This window comes from Paraburkholderia sp. GAS32 (assembly GCF_050434225.1).
GTDB lineage: Bacteria > Pseudomonadota > Gammaproteobacteria > Burkholderiales > Burkholderiaceae > Paraburkholderia > Paraburkholderia madseniana.
In genome coordinates this window covers 176,024-195,984 of the sequence record NZ_JBNPVS010000004.1, presented here as the reverse complement: position 1 = coordinate 195,984, position 19,961 = coordinate 176,024, and the positions used below count along the sequence as shown (strand labels likewise).

Here is a 19,961-nt window from a genome sequence, read left to right as displayed (position 1 = left end):
TATATCGGCCAATATAGTGGTTTATTCAGCCGTGCTTTCATTGTCCCGGGACGGTTTCGATAACATCAAAACCGGTCAACTCGTTTCTGAATTCCGAAGACCGATTGTCCTGAGCGGCCGGCATTCGATGGTAACGTTCGAATTGGCGGCTTTCAATTTCAGATGGTTCTGGTGGTTTAACGTTCCAGGTGAACGGGAAGTTATGGGCGAGTTTATTCCAGAGTATTTGCTCCGCGAACAGGCTGCTGTGGGTGCGCTTGTATTATTCGGCGTTCTGCGCGTTGTCGCCGCTGCTGTCGCTTTCGAGAAAGGCTGGCGCATATCGGTCATGCAAGGTTATTGCATTGTGATCGCAGCGTTCTACTGCCTACCTCAGCTATTTGATCTATCCACGCACCTGTACGGAATGCAGGCCGCTGCTGCGGCCGCGGTGCTCGAGGGTAAGGCAGCGGGCTCTGCGATAGCACTCTTTTTCGCGCCCATTCTGAGTCATAGGCTCGGCTACGAATAGTTGCCTTTCACGTCTCAAGCCCTTGTAGTTCCGTTCATGGATATTGGCGGCAGAATCGCAAAGACCCTCATTATCCAATCCAGACCATCGCGATACGAAGCCTCAAATACCCTCCAGGCTTGTTAGAGCGATTTCGTATTGGACAAAGGTTCTTTAGCGAGCGGCCGGCCCAGTTCCGTTGAGGACCTGAACCGGTCCGGCGGCCCGATTCTCTGCTTCCGCGCGTGAAAGCTATTTCGTTGTGGTTCCCGTGCCACCGGTGCCGCCCGTTCCACCGGTTGCTCCACCGCTGTTACCCCCGCCGGAGATCGGAGCTGCCGCCCCCGCCGCTGTCGCAGCGGCTGTCAACGACGCCGCTGGCTGACCATTCGCGGTAATCGCGCCAGCGGTCAGCAAAGTGTCCAAATCCGCATCCGCGCCGGGCTGCCCTGGCGTGAACGAAACCGTCAAGAACGAAGATGACGAAAGCGTGATCCCGTACCGGGTCTTGATCAACTGGGCGATGGCCGCCTCTGCGTTCGCGATCACCGTGCTGTTGGACAGCGCGCTCTGAAATGTTGCGTTGCTCGAGATTCCCGACAGCAGCCCGCTAACCGTGGTTCCAAGCTGCCCGGCCAGATAGCTCAAAAGCAATTCGGTCAAGGGAGTCACATTGTAGGTACCCGCGCCGGCCGCAAACGAATGAATCGTGACCGCGCCGCCGGTCGCCGTAATCGCACACGGTCCGTCAAACTTGAAGGTCGCCGAATACGCGCCGCTTGCGTTAGCCGTCGCACTACCCGTGCCGTTCTTGCAAGTCAGGACAATGCTTGCGTTTACCATTGCTGCACCCACCGCGGCCGTACCGCTCACCGTCGCGCCCGGCGAGTCGCCGCTGCCACCGCATGCGACCAGCGCACTGGTCGCAAGCACTATCGATCCGAACTGCAGCGTGCGCAGCGTGGCGCCGTTTAGAAGCTTCATCGCCTATCTCCAAAGAAAGTCATTCACAATTGACCGGCACCAGCGCCCGTCCGTCGCTTACACCCTGCAAACCGTTTCCGCAGACGCCATGTGAAAGCGCCGCGCCCGTCGATACAGCCGGTACACCCGCTTGCGGCTTCGGCTTCGTTTCGCCACTACCGGGGCGCCCATAACGCAGGTACGCATCACGCATCCGGTAAAGCTGGGTCGAGAAGTACTCGCCGCTAAAGCGGCCCTGATTCAGCAAGAACTGCTGCGTGCTGTACGGGAAGATCATGTTCTCGGCCGCATTGGCCGACAGATAATTCGTCGACCCGACTCGCGTGCGGAAGTCGAGCTGGAACTGTTCCGAGCCATACACCTGACTGATCCCCGGCTTCATGCCCTGACGCAACGTCAGCGGGAAGCTGATTGCGGCGCCCACAAACGTGCCCTGCCCGCTATGTTCGCCGTGCACGCTCACCGAAACGTCGTCGAACCAGCGCGTCAGCGTCGCGACCGGTCCCTTGTCTCCACCCACAAAGCGCGCCACGCCCGCTTCGATCCACAGCTTCCAGGACGGCTGCACCCAGCGGTAAGTCAGCTCGGCATTCTTCACACCCGGCAATTCGTCATGACCCGGCTCATGGTGCAAATAGGCAAGCCGCAAGCGAATCAGGTCGGGACGGCCCGGCACGAACACCGTTGTTTCGTTTTGCACACCCACATACGAGTAATCAAACTTGCCGACCGACGCCACGTTGAACACTTGCGGAATGATCCAGAAGCTTTGTGCCAATGCGACTGCATTCAGGCCGCCGCGCAGGCGGTAATTGCTGAACACACGGCCGTCGTCCATGTTCTTCGTGTTGTAGATCGGTGCGATGTAACTCGCGTACAGCTCCGCGCCGCGCCACAGCGGCACGAACCCTTCAATGTTGGCGCCGAGCGAAATGTCGAAGTTGCCGTACTCGGTGCCGTACAGGTAACTGACGATCGGTTCGATCTGAATCCGCGTCAGCCCATGCGTGTGCTCGTTGCCATGCCATGCGATCGAATCCGCGTCGTAAGTCGGACGCGTGCGCATCGTCATTGATGCGCTTGCGGCCGTCGGCGCGCCACCCGCAACGAACTGCGCAAACGCATCGCGATCGACAATGACTTCGCCTAACGGCTCATTGGCCTTCTTGATCACCACATGAATCTTGTCCGTCCCGTGCGGCGCATTCACGCTTGCCACGCCAAGCACAATGCCGAGCGCGTCGGCTTCGTTCTGGTTGTAGCGGTGGTTCTCGTACTCAACAACCAGATCGCGACCGCTCATCCCGACGCGCACACGCTCGAGGCCGGCGGCAAAGAGTTGCGCGGCGATTTCGTCGAGCGCGGAGGTGTCCAGCGCTTCCGGAATAGCGGGCGACTGCGCGTCCGACGATTTGGCCGTCACATCACTCAGCATCACAGACGCATACGACTGCAGCGGCGGCACATACGTAATCGGTGCCGCAGCCAGCGGGTTGTTGTTCGCTGTGGCGGCACGCATGTCCACCGGTTGCAGGCTGGCGAGACGGATGGGGCCGTCATCGTCGGCGTCCGCAGTCTGGGTGACCGGCACCTGTGGGCCCTCGCACAAACCGTCTGCACACCGCGCACTGCTAAAGCGTTTGCCCAGCGGAATCTGAATGCCCACCGAGAACGACGTGCGCGGCGACACACCATCCGTCGAACGGATCGAACGCATGAACGTGCCAATCACGTTCGCATCGGCGAGCCAGCTAATCCGCGGAGACTGATAGCGCACGCCGGCATAAGGCGTCTTCGAATCGTCTTCTGCAAGCAGCGACAAGCCCGTGTTCCACAGCGATACCTGCGCGCCGCCGAACAGACCATCGAGGCGATCGCCCTGTCCGTAACCGGCGGTCAACGTCACCGGTCCAAATGCTTGCGACACCACGCCGTACTTCGAACGGAAGAAATGCGTCTGGCCGCCAATGTCGCTAATGCCGAACGCAATGCTCGGTTGATACTTGAAGAACTTCGGCACTTCGATCTTGACGTCGCCCATCAGGTGACGAAACAGGAAGTGGTCGGCGCCGCTGAATGGCGCGTGGACATCAGCCGGGTAATTGGCGAGCCCGCCAGAGAACTCCACATAAGGCAGCAACCCCACCGCGCCCCAATACATTTGCGCGCCCGTCGCTTTCTTCCCGTAGCGCGGATCGATGTAGTTGTTGTACTGCGCCTCCACCGTCCCTTCGGGCAGTGCAAACGCATACGGAATCACCAAACCACCAGCCTGACCGAGTGCATTGAGCGCAGGGTCGGCCGCGTGCGCCGAAGCGGAGAACGCTAAGGCTGCAGCAAGCGTCAGCGCGCTCGGCGCCGATCGGGGTTGTTGTCCGCGCAAATTTTGAGTCATATTTTTAATTTTTTGTATCAGTTCGCGTTGCTGTGGACCAACCCGTCGCGATCGCAGCGATTATCAGCCTATCTTGATGTTTAATACTCGACGTATTCATCACCAGTCCACTCGCTGATACGTCACGCCCACGTCCAGTTCAGCCGCCTCGTGTTGTTTCTCGCTAATTCTGGACGATGCCTCTCTTTTCATGCCACGCGCTTTCACGAAACCCCATAACTGGATCGGGTTAGAAAAATCTCCCTCGTATATCAGGCTAACTTGCCGATGCAATAAATAAGCATGCCGAATTAATTACGACGATCCTAGTGATTTATTTCAATACGATGTGCCAATTTACTATCAACCAAAATTGCCAATTTGACGTTGGGCAGCAAAGAATATTGAACTGCCTGACACAGCGACTTCCAAGATTCGTTACAGCGCAGAGAAAAGTCTATTTAGATTGCAGTGCATCATATCCAGATTGCTGTATGGCAGAATGCCGCTGACGGAAAAAGCTAACATGTTGGCGGAATACTCCATTTTTCAACTCTATGCCGCGGGATCGGATGTGGGTCTTCGAGATTGGATCCATGCCTTGCCCTCAGCCTGAGTAATAGCAGCGAATGCCCGATTCGGACAAAATCTTAACTATCACCGCCATTTGTGCGCCGCGCCATTCTTACCGCTCGATACTAGCGACTGGCCGATTCGAGGGGTCATCCCGGTCCGACGACACTCCTCGATTCTTTTTGCCCGCCGGCACCTCGTCCGGCGGGCTTCTTTTTATTTCCTTGCCATCACGTACGCGATTGCGAGCGCTTCAAGCTGCCCCTGCCCTCTCTCATGGCAGATGATCCCCTTACGATCAGTCGACGGCCAAGCCATGCGGCTAAGCGAGCAAGTAGGTGTCGGACAGGAATACCGACGGCGGCGACGACGTCCCGCTGCCGGGAATAAAATGCAGCGCAAGCCGTCACTTTTCATCTCGCGCACTGCGCGGTGAGACGCCGCGCAGCCGTCTAGCGTCCGCTGCCATGACGCGCCGCGCTGCGGTTCACTTAAGCGTGGCCGCCCCGTGCCACCGTTTCCGGTCTGATCGGCCACATTAATACGCCGTTGGTCAGAGCAACGGTTAGGATGCTCGGCCGACCCGGTTCTTCGGCCGCGATCGTTATCGCATACTCGTGCGCCGTTTCGGCATCCCCGGCTTCTACTGCGGCCCGGAATGCCTCGAGTTGGGCATTGAGTCGGATGTTCCCCTCAATGTTCGGAAGGCTCGCCTCGATGAGGTCGATCGCTTCCCGATACTTGCCTTGACCACGCAGCGCGGCCGACTCCTGGATGATTTCATTCTCCGTCACCGATCATTCTCCCGCTTACCAACCCCGTTTCCAATTAATCCAGCGCTTGTGAGTCCTGTGCGCTATCAGTACGCTCAACCCTTTATGGTGGTCGTGTCATTCCTTGACGACCGGCGCCAGGGGTTCGCCGCGCCGTCCGTTGAAGTGGGCCACGTCACCGGTCCACCGGCCACTAACGCTATTGCGAGTTCCAGTGCGCGCCAATTCCAACGCCTGACCACACACGTATTTCACGAGGCGTGCTGTCCGTCCCCACCCGACATCTCGAAGAATCAAAACAAGCGCTCACGTATTGAATTGGTGGGAAACACGAGGTTTAAAAGGTGCGGAAGTACTCACCGAGACCAACAAGCAATGGAAGTATGAGTGAGCACCGGCGTGCGTGGAGACAGGTTGGCAGATACCAACCAACCTCTGACGTTAACGGACACGATAATTCTTTAATCCTCCGCCGCGTGCATGCGCGGGCTAACCATTTTGCCAACGTATTCGCGCTTGGCGAAACAGTCGGCCCCGGGTTCGGGGAGGGCGTCCATGTCATACTGAAAAACGACCTCCGCACCGTAGCGCGGGACCACCGAAATAAGCTTTCGTGTTCAGATGAACCTCCGCATCGGTCGTGATCTCTTCTTTCGTGGCCCAACGGTACGCCGTGTGTTGCAGGTCGGGCAGGCTCGCAAGTTCAATAGTGCCCCGCAGCTTGTACCCGAGTACAACGTAATGAGTCGAGATGCCGGATTGACCACTAAAATTGTCCTCGTACAGATGTTCGTACACGCCAAGAAGGTCGGCGTCGGCCCGTCTGAGGTCGGCTCGACCAAGTTCCTCGCTTGCGATCCGGTGAAAGGCGTCGTCAAGGCGCTCGTTCTTGCGAATGCGACCGCCCGGGACAAACCAGAAACCTTGAGCGGGTTTGTTGACGCGGCGCCCGAGAAGATAATCGCCCATCTCGTTCTCGATGATAAGGTCGATGGCTACCAGTGGTGTTGCATCAACGACATTCAAGTACATATGGATTGGAAGCATGGTCATTCAGCAGGAAATGATCGAAAAGAACGTTGTTACGTGTGAGAAAGCCATCACAGATTGCGGGAAAAAAGCATTGATCAATGCGCGTGCCCCGTGCCGGTATGTCTTTGAGATAGCCATCGTACGCGTACTTTCGCGCTACCGGAGCCGTGCGTATCCCAGCAAGGGTACGTTGCAAGATTGGGCCCTGTCCGACAATCTTGGGACCTTATCCGCCGTCTTCTCGTCACTTATCTCGTCAATGCAGCGCTACGCTACTCACGTAATGAAACTCGACGCCGCGCTATGCGGTGAATGTCACGTGCAGTCTCATAGAAGTGCGCGAAAGAACGTCGGATATGCTTGATATGCGAACTGTTGACCAGCAATGCAACAGCGTCGTGAAAGAGAGAGTGGCGCTTCCGTATAGAGACACCACCGCTGCAAACCACCCTTCATTCACCAGAATCTCCCAACCGTCAGCTCCCTACTAGCGAAGCGGACACTCTCGCTGCGCATCCGCCAAGCTCGCCATGCCGATCAAACCTTGACGGAAAGAGAAATTACCTTGTCGCCTTGCGCCAGATATTCCCGAAACAGGTTTCGTTGAGTAAAGATGCGAGCTCGTCGGACCGTTACGCCTTCGGACAAGCCGATCAGGCGTGCATTTGCGTGCCGACTCGCAGAATATTTCCACTTTCTACGCGCACCATAATCCATGAAAGTCACTATCGTCGGAACAGGTTATGTCGGTCTTGTCACCGGAGCATGCCTCGCGGAGTTGGGTAATGATGTGCTGTGTCTCGATGTCGATGCCGCGAAGATTGAAGAGCTCAACAACGGTGGTGTACCCATCTACGAACCCGGTCTATCGGAAGTGATCGCACGCAATCGCGATGCCGGTCGCCTGACGTTTTCCACCGATGTCGCCAAAGGGGTCGCACACGGCGATATCCAGTTCATCGCGGTCGGAACCCCACCCGATGAGGACGGCTCAGCAGACTTGAAGTACGTGCTTGCTGCCGCGCGTAGCATCGGCCGGCACATGGACTCATTCAAGGTCGTTGTAGATAAGTCGACCGTACCGGTGGGTACCGCGGACAAGGTGCGTGATGCGATCTTGGAGGAATTGGCGGCACGCGGCCAAGACGCACAGTTCGCTGTGGTCTCAAACCCGGAGTTTCTCAAAGAAGGCGCTGCGGTCGAGGACTTCATGCGACCTGATCGTATCGTATTGGGATACGATTCCGACGTCCCGGGGTTGCGCGCGAAGAGCCTGATGGAGCAACTCTATGCACCGTTTAACCGCAATCATCAACGCACCCTGTGCATGGACGTGCGATCGGCCGAGTTCACCAAGTACGCGGCCAATGCAATGCTCGCCACACGGATATCCTTCATCAATGAACTCGCGAACCTGGCGGACCGCGTTGGCGCGGATATCGAACACGTCCGGCGTGGCATTGGTTCTGATCCACGGATCGGTTACAGCTTCCTCTACGCCGGGTGCGGCTACGGTGGCTCCTGCTTTCCAAAGGACGTGCAGGCGTTAATGCACACCGCCAACGAACACGGCATGGAGCTGAACGTCCTCGCTTCGGTCGAGTATGTGAACACCCTGCAAAAGACGGTGCTGTTCGACAAGATCAAACAGCACTTCAACAACGCACTTAATGGCAAGCACTTTGCCATTTGGGGCCTCGCTTTCAAGCCGAACACCGACGATATGCGAGCGGCAACCAGCCGGCAACTGATTGCGGCATTGATTCGCGCTGGCGCGTCGGTCAGCGTGTACGATCCTGTTGCGCTCGACGAAGCCCGGCGGCGCCTGGCGGAAGACCTCGGTCCCGACCATTACGAGTGTGTGACCTTTGCGAAAGAGCGCGACGTGGCGCTCCGAAACGCCGACGCGCTGGTGATCCTGACCGAATGGAAGGAGTTCCGCAGCCCCGATTTCGAGCAGGTTAAAGAAGCGCTCAACGAGACGGTCGTGTTCGACGGACGCAACCTGTATGACCCCAGTGTGATGAGGGATAGCGGCTGGACGTACTATACGATCGGCCGCGATGCGGCCCACTCTACTTCCCGGTAACGCAGTGGTCACGATTCGGATTCGTATCAGGCTCAACGCGTTTGCGCTGCTCCACCGCATCGCGCGGGTCTGTACGTACACAGGTACGAACCGACTGCAAGTTCGCGTGGGCAGATTCGATCTGCTTTGGCGCGACGCTGGTGCTGGTGAGCGGCGTCAGTACTTTGACTCGCATATGAATATCTGCTTTATGAAAGTTAGACCAATTGCAACGGTAGCGGCTGCGGTGGCTGCCATCGCCTGCTCATCGGCGCACGCGCAAAGTAACCCTAACTCAATGCGAGCCCAATATTCAAGCGGCGATCCGCAGCGCGGTGGGCAGACTGGCTCAGAATCGTCCTTGAGCCCCCTGCTTGGATCGCCTCCGGACTACGAGATGAACGACCTCTCAGGTAATGACACCTCGAGTTCAACCCGGAGTCAAACTTCCGTACGCGATGACCAAACGCGTAATACAAAGCCGTCGCAGGGTGCGCGCATTAGCTTCCCGTACGGCGCGCCCAAAAATTTCGAGGATAGCTGCTCAGCACGCTTTGGAAGCCAGTCTGAAAAAATGCATGGGGCGCGTCATTTGACGAGCTACGGGCTCGCGTCGATTGAGGGTTTGTCGTCGCCTGAAGGTTTATCGTCGCCTGAAGCGGGCAGCAATGAGAGGGCTTCCGCTGGGAAGGGGACATTGCGGCGGAATGCTGGAGGCGTACGCCGCGGTCAGTCGAGCAACAGCGATATGTTCGGGTCTTCGATGGCGGCGCCCGAGTCGTCTTTTGTTACGTGATCTGATTCACCTGACGGCGGAGATACGGCCGCAAGCCTCTATCAGCCGCCATGGTAGCCTTCCTTGATTGCCATTCATCGTGTAACCATTAGCTACTGCCTTCGCGACCATTCCCTGCATATCAAGATCAAAGCGGGCGCCAATCCGCACGATCCGCAATGGGTGCCGTACTTCGAATCCCGATGGGGCAGGAAGATGCTGAACTCGGCGCGCGGTCGCCGTAAGCTGTACCGTGTCTGGTCAAGGCAAGATGGCATGTGCTCCAACTGTCAGCAGCCCATCACAACAAACACCCGCTGGGGTGTTACGCATATTGCGAAGCAAACTGACGGCGGGACGGATGCAGCCAGCAACCTCAGATGCACCATCTCACTCGCCATAGCAATCCGCAATATGCCGGAAAATGAAGTTGTGCTACGGGGTGTCGACAGATGCCTTTGTAGAGGCTTGAGCCGTATGCTCCTAAAAGCGCACGTACGATTCTTAAGGGTCAACAGCGCAGCAATGCGCTGCAGCTACCCCACCAGGACCATAGCGCGATCAAGCGCCCGCCGCACGCGCCCCATGCAGGGGTTCAAGACTTTTCGCTGCGCTCGGATTCTGCTGGGCGGCATCGAAGTCAATGAAAAGAACGCCTCCCACCCGTGAGCAGCGGCGACGATGTAGGAAGGCGGACCGTCATGAGCCGACGGCACCAGAGTACCCAGACGGAAGATCATGTAGTTCTTGACAGGCAACTGGAGCATCCGACATGAAGCCTACGCCAGTAGGGATCGATATCGCCAAAAGCGTGTTTCAGGTGCACTACGTTGATGAGGAAACTGGCGAGATCGTGAACGGGTCGATCAAACGAGCGAAGTTTCTTGAGTACTTCGCGAACCGTACACCCTGCCTGATCGGGATGGAGGCGTGTGGCGGTTCACAACACTGGGCACGGCAGCTCACGAAGCTGGGGAACGAGGTGAAGCTGATGCCGGCCGAATTCGTCAAGGCGTTCAACATCCGCAACAAGAGCGATGCAGCGGACGCCCGGGCGATCTGGCTGGCCGTGCAGCAGCCAGGCAACGCAGTGGCAGTAAAAAACGAAGCGCAGCAGGCAGTGCTGGCGCTGCACCGGATGCGCCAGCAACTGGTGAAGTTCCGTACGATGTAGATCAACAGCTTGCGCGGACTGTTGACCGAATACGGCGAAGTGATGGGCAAGGGCCGCGCTCCGCTGGACAAGGCGACACCTGCGGTGCTGGCCAGAGTCTCGGATCATCTGCCGGCAGTGCTGGTCGATACGTTGCGCGAGCAGTGGAACGGGTTGACAAAGCTCGATGAGCAGATCGTCGTGATCGAGCGGCGGCTGCGCCAGTGGATGCTGGAGGACAAGGCGGTCAAGGCGATTACCGAGATCCCGGGCGTTGGTGTGCTGACGGCGACAGCCGCAGTGGCGACGATGGGCGATGCGAAGTCGTTCAGATCGGGCCGCGAGTTTGCGGCCTGGATCGGTCTTGTGGCAAAGCAAACGGGCTCGGGAGGCAAGGTGACGCTACTCGGCATCAGCAGGCGCGGCGACACGTATCTGCGCATGCCCGAGAGCCTGGCCCGTGGATCGAACAGATCAGCAAGCGGCGCCCGCCGAACGTCGTGACTGTGGCGCTTGCCAACAAGATGGCGCGGACGATCTGGGCAATCCTCGCCCATGAACGGCCCTACCAGAAGGGGTACTTGAATGCGAAGCCAGTCTGAACAGTTAGCCGCGCCTTGAGGATTTAAATCTACACAGGATGACACGTCGAAAAGTTGCGTTGGAAATCGAATGTGATGACAAGACAGGTTGGACCGGGACTCGCTAAACCTGAATGTGCATAAGAGCTACCAGCTCGTGAGGTCAATGAGGTGCGAGTCAGCGAATTTCATATTGGCCCGCTGCGTCCGTATCGGCTGCAGTAAGACCGTATATACAGCCGCAGCCGATCCTGTACGTCAAAACAGGCGGAATTGCTTCGCAAATGGGGGGCGATCATATACATGCACATGATCGCCAAAAGACAGATGAAGCGTGCTCGCGGAACCCATCCGTCGGTCGCTGACCTATTCTACGACTTTCCAATATAACCACTACTATTCATATCGATCTCGTGTACACCGCATTCCTTACTACGACAAAACCTTTCGCGAATCCTATATCCGAGGGAATTATGTCAAGCGTTTCGTTGCCGAGAACACTGAGCGCCTGCGCCTGATCCGGCTGCCGGGGTACTGTCCCGAACTGAACCCGGACGAGCTGCTCAATCAGGACGTGAAGACCAACGCGCTCGGGAAAAGCCGCCCGACCAGTAAGGCGGAAATGATCGGCACCGTTCGCCGGCACCTGCATCGCCAGCAGAAGGAACCTCACGTAATTCGCAACCTGTTCAAGGAGAAGCATGTTCGTTACACCACTTGATAAACTACGTACTATTTGATCCACCGGTCAGTAAGGATGTCGATTTTGCGTTGATCAACGTCAAGACGAAAGACGTCGTTACCAATTTCCGCAAGACATGCGCCAGTGACCAGACCAACGTAGCCGGTGCCGATAATGGTGATCTTCATGTTGCCCTTTGTAATGAGAAGACGCTTGCGATTTCAGAAATCCGAACGCCGCGCCAGATGCCTAAGTGTCAGAAGTGCCGGCGCGCAGCGCGCATAACTTCGCCTCGAACTCGCGCAGGACGGCGTCGCGCGAGAGCACTTTCTGGGCGAATTCGCGGGCCGCCTTCCCCAGACGCGCTCGCTCGACCGCGTTGCTGGCCAGCCTTTCGATCGCCGAGACCAACAGGTTCGCGTCTCCCGGCTGCACCACCACGCCACGAGGGGAGACGGCCTCGTACAACTCGGTGCCGGGGCTGGCCATGGCGATAACGGCCCGGCCGCTTGCGAGCATGCCAGTCAGCTTTGATGGCATCACCAGATCCGCCGCGTCGGCGCGCTGGGGCAACACATGAATGTCCGCCAGGTTCAACAGTTCGTTCAGTCGGTCAAGCGGCTGCAGGTCAATGAAGCGACAGTTGCGCAAATTGCCGCATATCGCTGCGATGGCCTCCCGCGCCGGGCCGTTGCCGCAGAAAACAAAGACTACGTCGTCGCGCTGGGCAAACCCAATCGCGGCCGCCGCGAGCACTTCGAGGCCCTGTTTCGCGCCCATGTTTCCCGAGTAAAGGACCACTGTTGCGGCGTCAGGGATATTCAGTTCGTCCCTAAGCCGGCTGCGTCGTCCAAGCGGATAGATCGACTCGGTGTCCGCCCAGTTCGAGAAGCGCACAACCTTACTTTGCTCGACCCCTTTGCGTAGCGCGTGTTCAACCATCTTTCCTGAGATCGTAGAAACAGTATCGAAGCGTTTGAGCAGCACTCGCTCCAACGCTAGTGCCGTACGCTTTAACAGCGAGCCTTTCAGCATGCCAAGACTAAACGCGGCGTCTACCTCGTAGTCCTGAATATGCAACCACGCATACGCGCCAGTCAGTCTGGCAACCAACCAGCCGGTGGGCGCATTCATCAAGCTCGGTGCGATGCAGATGACCACATCCGGCCGCCAGAACGCATGACGCAACAGTATCGGAAGGCTTGACAACGCAAAACTCGCCAAATGGGCGATGCGCTGCGCACCCTTCGGCTGCGCGGGTACCCATAGCGGCGTACGCCAGATATGCACACCGTTGCGCCGCTCATTCGCGTAGCGGAATGCGGCAAATCCCTTGGCGACACGCCATTCGGGGTAGTACGGTGGCGCACACACGACGCGCACCTGGTGACCGGCCGCGGCGAGCGTCTCCGCCATCTCGGCGGTGTATTTGCCGATCCCGGTTAACTCCGGCGCGTAGTTGATGCCATATAGGAGAATCTTCATTGGGCTCCAGCGCGACTTCGCTACAAAATGCTGCAGTGCATAACGATTGCATCTTGCACGATGTGCATCTCAACGACCCGCCACGATATTGGCGCAGTCCGCCAATCGTCGCCGCTGCCAGTCGGGCGCGCTGCTGAGGCGGATGGATAACGCCAAAATGTTCACATTGTCCGCAAATTTCCCTGCCTAGATCGCCACCGTCGACCGCGACGACAAAGGTGTTTGGCGCCAAATTGCGGCCCCGCGCCATTTCAGTTCCGTCATTTCATTTGTGTCAGTGGGGGCCGGACGAATCCTGGCGGCAACAAACCCAGTTTGTTGAGCGACCGAAAATCGAGTGCAGCCGGGCTTTCAAGGTCACGAAACAATTGGACATTACTATCACAGATGTTATCTGAGTAATCAAACCAGCTAGAATTTTCCAGCACACTTTGCCCATTCTGTTTCGCGCACAGGGTTCTGATCATTACATTTCTACGTACGACGTTATATTTCGGCGCACCCGGATCGTCCGAAAGCAATTGTTTCAAATGCGAATACTTTTCGAACGCAACTGGCGCATGCAATACGGACGCGTATCGCCTTCTTAGCTCACTGTTAGCGTCAGTTACCGAACTGGTCTGCCATGTCATTCCTCGGTCATCCGCAAGGATAGCTACCGGCGTATCCACAAACACATTATCCTTAACCTGATTGTCACGCCCTCCGCCAATAAAAACCCCGGTACCAACATTCGAAAATACGTTACCGTATATTTTCGCACCACTAGCCTGATCATCCAAATACACACCATATATCAACCGGCCATTTGACGGTGATATATTATCAATAAAATTGTACCTTATAACATTCCCCCGCTCGGTCCAATCGCGCCCGAAATATATCGCACCAGCATCACTCACATCCTTGTCAACATCATGTATATGGTTATATTCCAGCACATGATCATTTCCGTGCAATATAATTGCAACATGCTGCGCGTCATATATCTCATTTCCCGATGCAGCATTACCCACGCCACTCGTGGAAATTGCTGGCCGATAGGTCCAGTCAAACTGACTGTACCGGTATATTTTGCTATTAAATACTCCAAGATTTCCCGACGTGAGGGTTGCGCGGTCCCCACCTTCGATATCCACACCACCGCTGCCGGCATCATGGATAGAGCAGTTATACACACCACCATTTTTCCCAGTGAACTTTACAGCCAATAAACCTATATTACGAATTTCACAATTCTCAAGCTTGACGTGGTCCGCATCTCGAATATCAATTGCAGTCCCGCGCGAAAGCTCAAAATTCACGCCAGTAATATTGATGCCACTCCCACCGGCGATGGTAAGCAAGTGATCTGTATTGGCAACCTCAACGATCTGTTTTCTATTCGCATCTTTCGGCAAAAGATAAATCATCCCAGCGGAGCTATCCAAATACCAATTACCCCGCGACATCACTCCAGCAGCGACATTTTCGAAATAAATTCGCTGCCCATTTTTTACAGGTCGTCGAGGATAAGTCAATATATCAAGAGTATCTACGGACTCGCTTGACGAGTGAACCTGTAGGGATTCCATTGAATAGTCATTCGACCAATATCCTATAGCCCACAGGTCCGACTGCGCCGAAAGATCTTTCGGCAAAGGTCGATCCAGGCGAACTTGCATCGGATACGCTGCCACGATTTTCAGAAATCCGTCCCTAGGCCACCTCGCAATTTGCATTGGCGCGTGATCGACATATAATGCTGAATAGGCACCTTCTGAATTCCTCTCTGTCCCGTGATTGAATGGCCCTTGGACATTAACACCAGCAGCCCGAAGGTCGTACTTCACCATTCGATCCGCGCCCGACGAAGGAAAGCGCGCTTTTTCGGCGTCTGAAAGTGGCAACGGATTTTCAAGCGCGACGCCACCACTAACCCAGACCGTCCCCCTTTTTTTGGCGTATATCCTCAATGGAGCCTTGGAAGTACCGGAAAGTTCTCCCGGAATATCAATAGGATTGCTAACGCGGTACACGCCCGGATACAATTCGATTTCAAGCGGCTCGGTCGACGCAGGGTGCTCCTTTTTGTAAATCTTCAATACCTCAATTGCGGCGGGTAGATCATGGACAACCGGCGAACCTCCCTCCCCTCGCCCCTGCGCAACGGGTGTCGCCATCACACGAACCGTCATAGCTTCTGCTTGATTCACGTGGCCGATAGATACCAACGTAGCTATCGCTAACCCGAATCGCAGGAGCCCTGTCTTTGGTTGATTCATATTCATTTCCTTTCGTAGCAGTCCTATTAATTTTCAGCACGCCAGTGCGGTCCGTGCGCGGCGGATGCCAACGACGCGGTTGATTTGAGGCAAATTTCGAACTTCGCTGATCGATCTACTGGCAATCACGGGCATTATCACTAAGGATACCTAGACAGATTGACTGGGATGCGAGACGATGGTAACCAAGCACATTGTGAGGGCAGGAACGCCCAGTGAGGACTCTATGCAAATTATCTTCAATCCGACCATTACACTTTCGCTCCTACTTGCGGTCGTCTCTGTACCAGGCGCCGCTCAATCTGTCTCGGCTAAGGCCGGTTCGCAAACAACGCCCGCACACGGAACATCTAAGTCGTCAGGATCGCAATACGGGTCGTTGAAGTCAAAAGCCAACAAGCAGAACTTGGACCTGAATGGTATAGGCGGCGACATTCTGGGCGCCCCCCCGGACTATATTGATGCTGATACTTCCTACCTTGGAGCCCCCTCGGTTCCCTTCATCCCGCCGGAGGACCGCGTCACTGATGACTCCCCCCTTCCTATGGGGCAAGGGCTCTCTCTTAGCTCGCAACGATCCGGAGGCGATTCGTCTTCCGACACGCTTGGAACCGATTTGAGCCAATCCCCCAAGTCAAAACAAAAACGGGTCGGTCACGCAGGAACAGTTCAGACCACCCGCAAGTCGCCTACCGGTACTCTCGATGCCGGCGGTGACGCTCACCCAATCTACAGGACACCTTGGTAAATTCTTTCTCTGCATCAAGCCGCAAGAGAAGCCGCAGCTTCCCCAGGATCAGTGCAACCAATCGGCTCCAACAGGAGCTCCGCGGCCTGAGTCTGTTACATGGGCGGCGTCTCGCTCCAGCTCACGCATAACACGTGCGCCGCTCGAACCGGCGTGGGCAATGCCTTCCTCATGCGACAAATCCGACGCACACTGCAAATACCGCAGCCTCGCGGGGCGGGGTAGGTTGTTTAGAGCAGACTAACTAACGCTAGTTCGACACTTGATTGGTACGCATGGGTGCCCCTTGCAGATCATGTCAGACGGCATGTCCTTAAATACTGAACTGCGAGCCCCGATCACCGCACCTCGAGCAATTGTCACCCCTGGCGCGACAAATACGTCTGCGCATACCCACGCCTCATCCTCAATCACTATCGGGCGACCTCGAATGTCGAACGACACACTTCCTGGATCGTGATCTCCTGCGCATAAGTAACTACGCTGTGACACGACGGAATTACGTCCAATCTTTACGTCTGCGAGACAATAGATCACCACGTCGTCACCTACCCAACTGAAATCACCGATCTCGCATTTCCACGGGTAGGTCACTGTCGCAGTAGGCCTGATCTTCACTCCACGGCCCACACGCGCGCCAAATAACCGCAGCAACAAAGATCGCCACCCGTAGAGAAACTGCGGCGAAAGTCGAAACAGGGTGGCCTGTGTTAACCACCAAAGCTGGACGATCACAGCGCTGCGCCCCCTGAAACCCGCGGGCAACTGAAATCGATCCAACTCCTGCACGGACACTCGCCGAGCGTTCCGCATCATGTGTTCCTCCGCATCCTCAAGTATTGGCACAACGTAAAGCTACAAGCTATAAATCTCCGGCTGGCCGAAATTACCCTCCTAAAATAACCCAATTCAAGTACATCGCGTTGAATCAAGTAGGCTTGTCTAATCAGCGGCATAATCTTGATCGTCGATACCCCACCCACATAAAATTTCGCAACAACTGAGTTGAGATAGTCAACTTTCACGCCTTTTCGCGCCAAATGCGCTGCGAGAAAAAAATCACCACATATAGAAAATGGGTGCAAGAAATATTCCTTCGCAAGAAGACTACGCCGATACAAAGTCGCTTGCTGATTTGCCGGTACCGAATGCCAAATAGATTCATAAAAATTGCGTGCACGCCGAACAGCAATAGGCAACGACCCGACCATAAATCGAGCATCGCACAGCAACATATCGGCTTCGCGCAACTTTCCTTTTACACTGAATACGGCGTCAGCACTATCAAGCTCATCCCCTGCATTTAAGAACCAAACAAATTCTCCTGTGGCAATTTCTACGCCCTTCCACATGGCGTCATAAATTCCATTATCAAGCTCAGAGATATAACGGCTTATTCCCGGATTTGACTCGATCAACTCTTTCGTGCCGTCCGTCGAGTCACCATCAACAACAATCCATTCAAAGCTCTGGCTACTCTGAGCCTGTAGCGATTGCATTGTTCGGAGCAAACCGGCTGCATCATTCCAGCACACGGTAATTATAGAAATCAACATATGCTAACCTCGGCAGCACGCCCTTGCCGCCTCTCAGGGAGTACTTTTCTACCGACGACAAAAATGACCGCAGACAACATTACAAATCGGTCATAATATAGCGGACTTCCGTTAATCATGCAGAACGCGCAGAACAGAATAAAAAATTTCCGGCCAAATAACCGGAAGAAGGCACCAAATACAAATATCACATACAGGCCCGAGAGCAATGCCTTGCCGAGCAGAAAATTGTCAAATATGTTTTTTCCTGCGCCTAGCGATGACGCGTACATAAGAGCCCGTCGCTGATCCAATCCCAATATATTCCAATGTTCTACTAGGACACGAAATGGAAAATATAAGCGCTGCATGGTGGACGCGTCCTCGCCACTCACGACTGTCGATAGTCGCGCCGCAAGAAGGCTGATGCCTAGTACACATGCCACACCCACCATCAGGCGTTGAATTTTATTCAGCCTGCCGTAAAACGATAAAACAATTATCGGCAAACAACCCAAAGATGACAATGACGCACTTAATATCGTAATAACTATTCCGATCAGCAGTAGCTTAGGATTCCTAAGCACACCGGCAACGAAGCAGACGCAGAGCCCGAACGCTCCAAGTGACGATGGCTCGGAAAACGTCGCGGATGGCCGACTAAATGAGCCATATCGCTCATACAATTCCGCACCTAGTGTCCCATAGTCCAGATTGTAGTAATTCCCCGGAATAAATAACTTCCCCGAGTGTATAAATAATGCGTCCATTGTTTGTACCGCCGCCAGAGCAGCTACGCATATCGATACCAGCGTAAATGCCCGCACACGCTTTTCGTCGACTCCCGAGCTACTTGAAGCCAAAGTAGCCAATAGCGCGATTGAGGCGAGCTCCCGAAGATTTGTTAGGAAAAGTGGATCGTCCTGCCTAAATATGGAAAAAATTATTGCTGCTGCAGCGGCGATACCGACGGGGCCGATTAACACGCGCACAAGATACGGAAAGCGTACCAATACCAGATATCCCGCAACTAGCGCAAAAAGAACGAAACTAACCGAAGCGAATTCGCTCCTTCCTAAGTGCACGAAAGGCAAACAAAAAATCACGATAACGCCAAGCACGCTGCCCAGTCCCCCGACTGAACTACGTGTTTCCGAGATATGCGTTCTGACGACAGCCTCTGAAGAGTACATAGATTCCCTTAATTTTTTGCGACATCAAGAAATACATTTCTGTATTGCTCGGCAATCACCGAAAAAGAATATTTTCTTACAGCAGCGTCACGACACCACGCGGAAATTTCGGAATTGCTTCGCTTATCCAAGCATTCTTCAATCGCAAGTCCGAGTGATTCCGGGTTATTCGGCTCTGCCAAAAAACCTGTCACGCCATTCTCCACGATGTCAGAAAGACCGCCGACGTCGAAAGCCACCACTGGCGTTCCACATGCCAACGCCTCGACCCCGATGTTCGGTAAATTATCCAGACGCGAGGGAATTACCACTGCATCAACCGCCGAATAGACAACCTTCAAACTTACCTCATCGTTGAGATACCCCAAGAACGTGATTGAGAGATCACGGCACAGTTCAGCCCTTCCACCGGTGTCTTCGCCCAACACGAGATATTTGGTATCGTTACGCAGGTTGGAAGTAGATTTGACAGCCTTTATCAGCAAATCAAATCCTTTTCGACTGTCACCCGTTCCCCCGAAAGACGAAAAAAGAACATACCGCTCGTCTGGCCGTAAATTGAGAACCTTTCTCGCAAATGCTTTGTCTACAGGTGCCCAAAACGACGTATCGATCGCGTTTGGAACCACGTGCACTTTCCACTTACTCATCAACGCGCTCTCCTGCGCGCACCTTGCCAGCCATCTACTCGGGGCAATAACCGTCATTGGGTCAAGCCAACTCCGTTGCTTCCTTAGCCAAACCCACCTGTTCAGATCGAAGCCTTTTTCGCTTTCGTGCCGCGTCGCTTTGGTGTAGCCATCTTTCCAACGTGCGTCCGATGTATAGTGCTCCGCACCACAGAATCCCCACATATCATGTAGTGTCCACACGATCGGCTTTCGAACTCGACCCAAACCTTCAATGGATAGCATTTCGTTGCAGATCCAATGAAGGTTCACTACGTCAACGTCTTGCGCGTTGAGATATTTTGGAAGATCAGAAGGCAATACGCCAAAGGAATGAAGAACCTTGTTCGATGTCCTGAAAAGTGATTGCACCTTTGACCCCACTCTCGGTCGTAAAAGGTGATATATCCTTTCGAAGTCAGTTTCTGGACCTTGTATATCCGGACGTTCGGAAATCTTTTTCCGAACGAGAAGGCGTGCGTCCAAACCGCTATGCAAAAGTGCGTCGAATAGCCGTGTACCGGCCCGAGCCGCGCCTCCACCGTGATCCGAATAATTGACTAGCAGGGCTTTCATAGTAAGT

Annotated in this window: 13 protein-coding genes and 3 pseudogenes; 5 read left to right on the top strand and 11 right to left on the bottom strand. The window is 55.1% G+C overall.

Annotated elements, in window-relative coordinates; translation table 11 throughout:
• Nucleotides 1–202 precede the first annotated feature (202 nt).
• Nucleotides 203–511, top strand: coding sequence for a hypothetical protein (locus P3T25_RS06695; protein WP_171925641.1), 309 nt, complete (start codon nucleotides 203–205; stop codon nucleotides 509–511).
• A 231-nt stretch (nucleotides 512–742) separates the two neighbouring features.
• Here the strand turns inward: P3T25_RS06695 and P3T25_RS06690 are convergent, their stop codons facing one another.
• The 4 genes from P3T25_RS06690 to P3T25_RS06675 all read right to left on the bottom strand — a co-directional run bounded on the left by P3T25_RS06690 (nucleotide 743) and on the right by P3T25_RS06675 (nucleotide 6,241).
• Nucleotides 743–1,474 (bottom strand): carboxypeptidase regulatory-like domain-containing protein, encoded by a 732-nt coding sequence (locus P3T25_RS06690; RefSeq protein WP_408516586.1) that lies wholly within the window; start codon nucleotides 1,472–1,474, stop codon nucleotides 743–745.
• Nucleotides 1,475–1,493: 19 nt separating this feature from the next.
• The gene (locus P3T25_RS06685; protein WP_408516585.1) at nucleotides 1,494–3,869 is read right to left on the bottom strand and encodes a YjbH domain-containing protein; all 2,376 of its coding nucleotides are present in this window, start codon (nucleotides 3,867–3,869) and stop codon (nucleotides 1,494–1,496) included.
• 1,043 nt (nucleotides 3,870–4,912) lie between these two features.
• Nucleotides 4,913–5,215 (bottom strand): hypothetical protein, encoded by a 303-nt coding sequence (locus P3T25_RS06680; RefSeq protein ID WP_408516584.1) that lies wholly within the window; start codon nucleotides 5,213–5,215, stop codon nucleotides 4,913–4,915.
• Nucleotides 5,216–5,752: 537 nt separating this feature from the next.
• Nucleotides 5,753–6,241: a GDP-mannose mannosyl hydrolase gene (locus P3T25_RS06675; protein ID WP_408516583.1), complete on the bottom strand. Its 489-nt coding sequence runs from the start codon at nucleotides 6,239–6,241 to the stop codon at nucleotides 5,753–5,755.
• Between the two features lie 700 nt (nucleotides 6,242–6,941).
• Here P3T25_RS06675 and P3T25_RS06670 point away from each other — a divergent pair.
• From P3T25_RS06670 to P3T25_RS06655, 4 genes and pseudogenes are all read left to right on the top strand, one after another.
• Nucleotides 6,942–8,315 (top strand): UDP-glucose dehydrogenase family protein, encoded by a 1,374-nt coding sequence (locus P3T25_RS06670; protein WP_408516582.1) that lies wholly within the window; start codon nucleotides 6,942–6,944, stop codon nucleotides 8,313–8,315.
• Nucleotides 8,316–9,627: 1,312 nt separating this feature from the next.
• Nucleotides 9,628–9,711 (top strand): annotated as a pseudogene (locus P3T25_RS06665) (IS6 family transposase); the annotation flags it as partial.
• 130 nt (nucleotides 9,712–9,841) lie between these two features.
• Nucleotides 9,842–10,824, top strand: a pseudogene (locus tag P3T25_RS06660) (IS110 family transposase).
• Between the two features lie 313 nt (nucleotides 10,825–11,137).
• Nucleotides 11,138–11,524: a transposase gene (locus tag P3T25_RS06655; RefSeq protein WP_408516581.1), complete on the top strand. Its 387-nt coding sequence runs from the start codon at nucleotides 11,138–11,140 to the stop codon at nucleotides 11,522–11,524.
• A gap of 26 nt (nucleotides 11,525–11,550) precedes the next feature.
• Here P3T25_RS06655 and P3T25_RS06650 read toward each other — a convergent pair.
• From P3T25_RS06650 to P3T25_RS06620, 7 genes and pseudogenes are all read right to left on the bottom strand, one after another.
• A pseudogene (locus P3T25_RS06650) lies at nucleotides 11,551–11,673 on the bottom strand (UDP-glucose 6-dehydrogenase); the annotation flags it as partial.
• 61 nt (nucleotides 11,674–11,734) lie between these two features.
• Complete coding sequence (locus P3T25_RS06645; protein WP_408516580.1) at nucleotides 11,735–12,970, bottom strand: glycosyltransferase WbuB; 1,236 nt, start codon at nucleotides 12,968–12,970, stop codon at nucleotides 11,735–11,737.
• Nucleotides 12,971–13,230: 260 nt separating this feature from the next.
• Nucleotides 13,231–15,234 carry a right-handed parallel beta-helix repeat-containing protein gene (locus tag P3T25_RS06640; RefSeq protein ID WP_408516579.1) on the bottom strand — a complete coding sequence of 668 codons (2,004 nt, stop codon included), beginning with the start codon at nucleotides 15,232–15,234 and terminating at the stop codon, nucleotides 13,231–13,233.
• A 988-nt stretch (nucleotides 15,235–16,222) separates the two neighbouring features.
• Complete coding sequence (locus P3T25_RS06635) at nucleotides 16,223–16,795, bottom strand: putative colanic acid biosynthesis acetyltransferase (protein ID WP_408516628.1); 573 nt, start codon at nucleotides 16,793–16,795, stop codon at nucleotides 16,223–16,225.
• Nucleotides 16,795–17,538: a glycosyltransferase gene (locus P3T25_RS06630; RefSeq protein ID WP_429357733.1), complete on the bottom strand. Its 744-nt coding sequence runs from the start codon at nucleotides 17,536–17,538 to the stop codon at nucleotides 16,795–16,797. Before P3T25_RS06630 ends, P3T25_RS06635 begins: the two co-directional genes overlap by 1 nt.
• Complete coding sequence (locus tag P3T25_RS06625; protein WP_408516577.1) at nucleotides 17,532–18,638, bottom strand: hypothetical protein; 1,107 nt, start codon at nucleotides 18,636–18,638, stop codon at nucleotides 17,532–17,534. The genes P3T25_RS06630 and P3T25_RS06625 overlap by 7 nt, the downstream gene beginning before the upstream one ends.
• Before the next feature lie 80 nt (nucleotides 18,639–18,718).
• Entirely contained in the window at nucleotides 18,719–19,954 is a 1,236-nt protein-coding gene (locus P3T25_RS06620) for a glycosyltransferase (RefSeq protein ID WP_429357732.1), read from the bottom strand.
• Between the last annotated feature and the right edge of the window lie 7 nt (nucleotides 19,955–19,961).

Coding starts and splice junctions, on each gene's coding strand:
- P3T25_RS06670 (WP_408516582.1), top strand. CDS start 6,942: ATGAAAGTCACTATCGTCGGAACAGGTTATGTCGGTCTTGTCACCGGA.
- P3T25_RS06640 (WP_408516579.1), bottom strand. CDS start 15,234: ATGAATCAACCAAAGACAGGGCTCCTGCGATTCGGGTTAGCGATAGCT.
- P3T25_RS06645 (WP_408516580.1), bottom strand. CDS start 12,970: ATGAAGATTCTCCTATATGGCATCAACTACGCGCCGGAGTTAACCGGG.
- P3T25_RS06635 (WP_408516628.1), bottom strand. CDS start 16,795: ATGCGGAACGCTCGGCGAGTGTCCGTGCAGGAGTTGGATCGATTTCAG.
- P3T25_RS06620 (WP_429357732.1), bottom strand. CDS start 19,954: ATGAAAGCCCTGCTAGTCAATTATTCGGATCACGGTGGAGGCGCGGCT.
- P3T25_RS06695 (WP_171925641.1), top strand. CDS start 203: ATGGGCGAGTTTATTCCAGAGTATTTGCTCCGCGAACAGGCTGCTGTG.
- P3T25_RS06675 (WP_408516583.1), bottom strand. CDS start 6,241: ATGCTTCCAATCCATATGTACTTGAATGTCGTTGATGCAACACCACTG.
- P3T25_RS06690 (WP_408516586.1), bottom strand. CDS start 1,474: ATGAAGCTTCTAAACGGCGCCACGCTGCGCACGCTGCAGTTCGGATCG.
- P3T25_RS06630 (WP_429357733.1), bottom strand. CDS start 17,538: ATGTTGATTTCTATAATTACCGTGTGCTGGAATGATGCAGCCGGTTTG.
- P3T25_RS06685 (WP_408516585.1), bottom strand. CDS start 3,869: ATGACTCAAAATTTGCGCGGACAACAACCCCGATCGGCGCCGAGCGCG.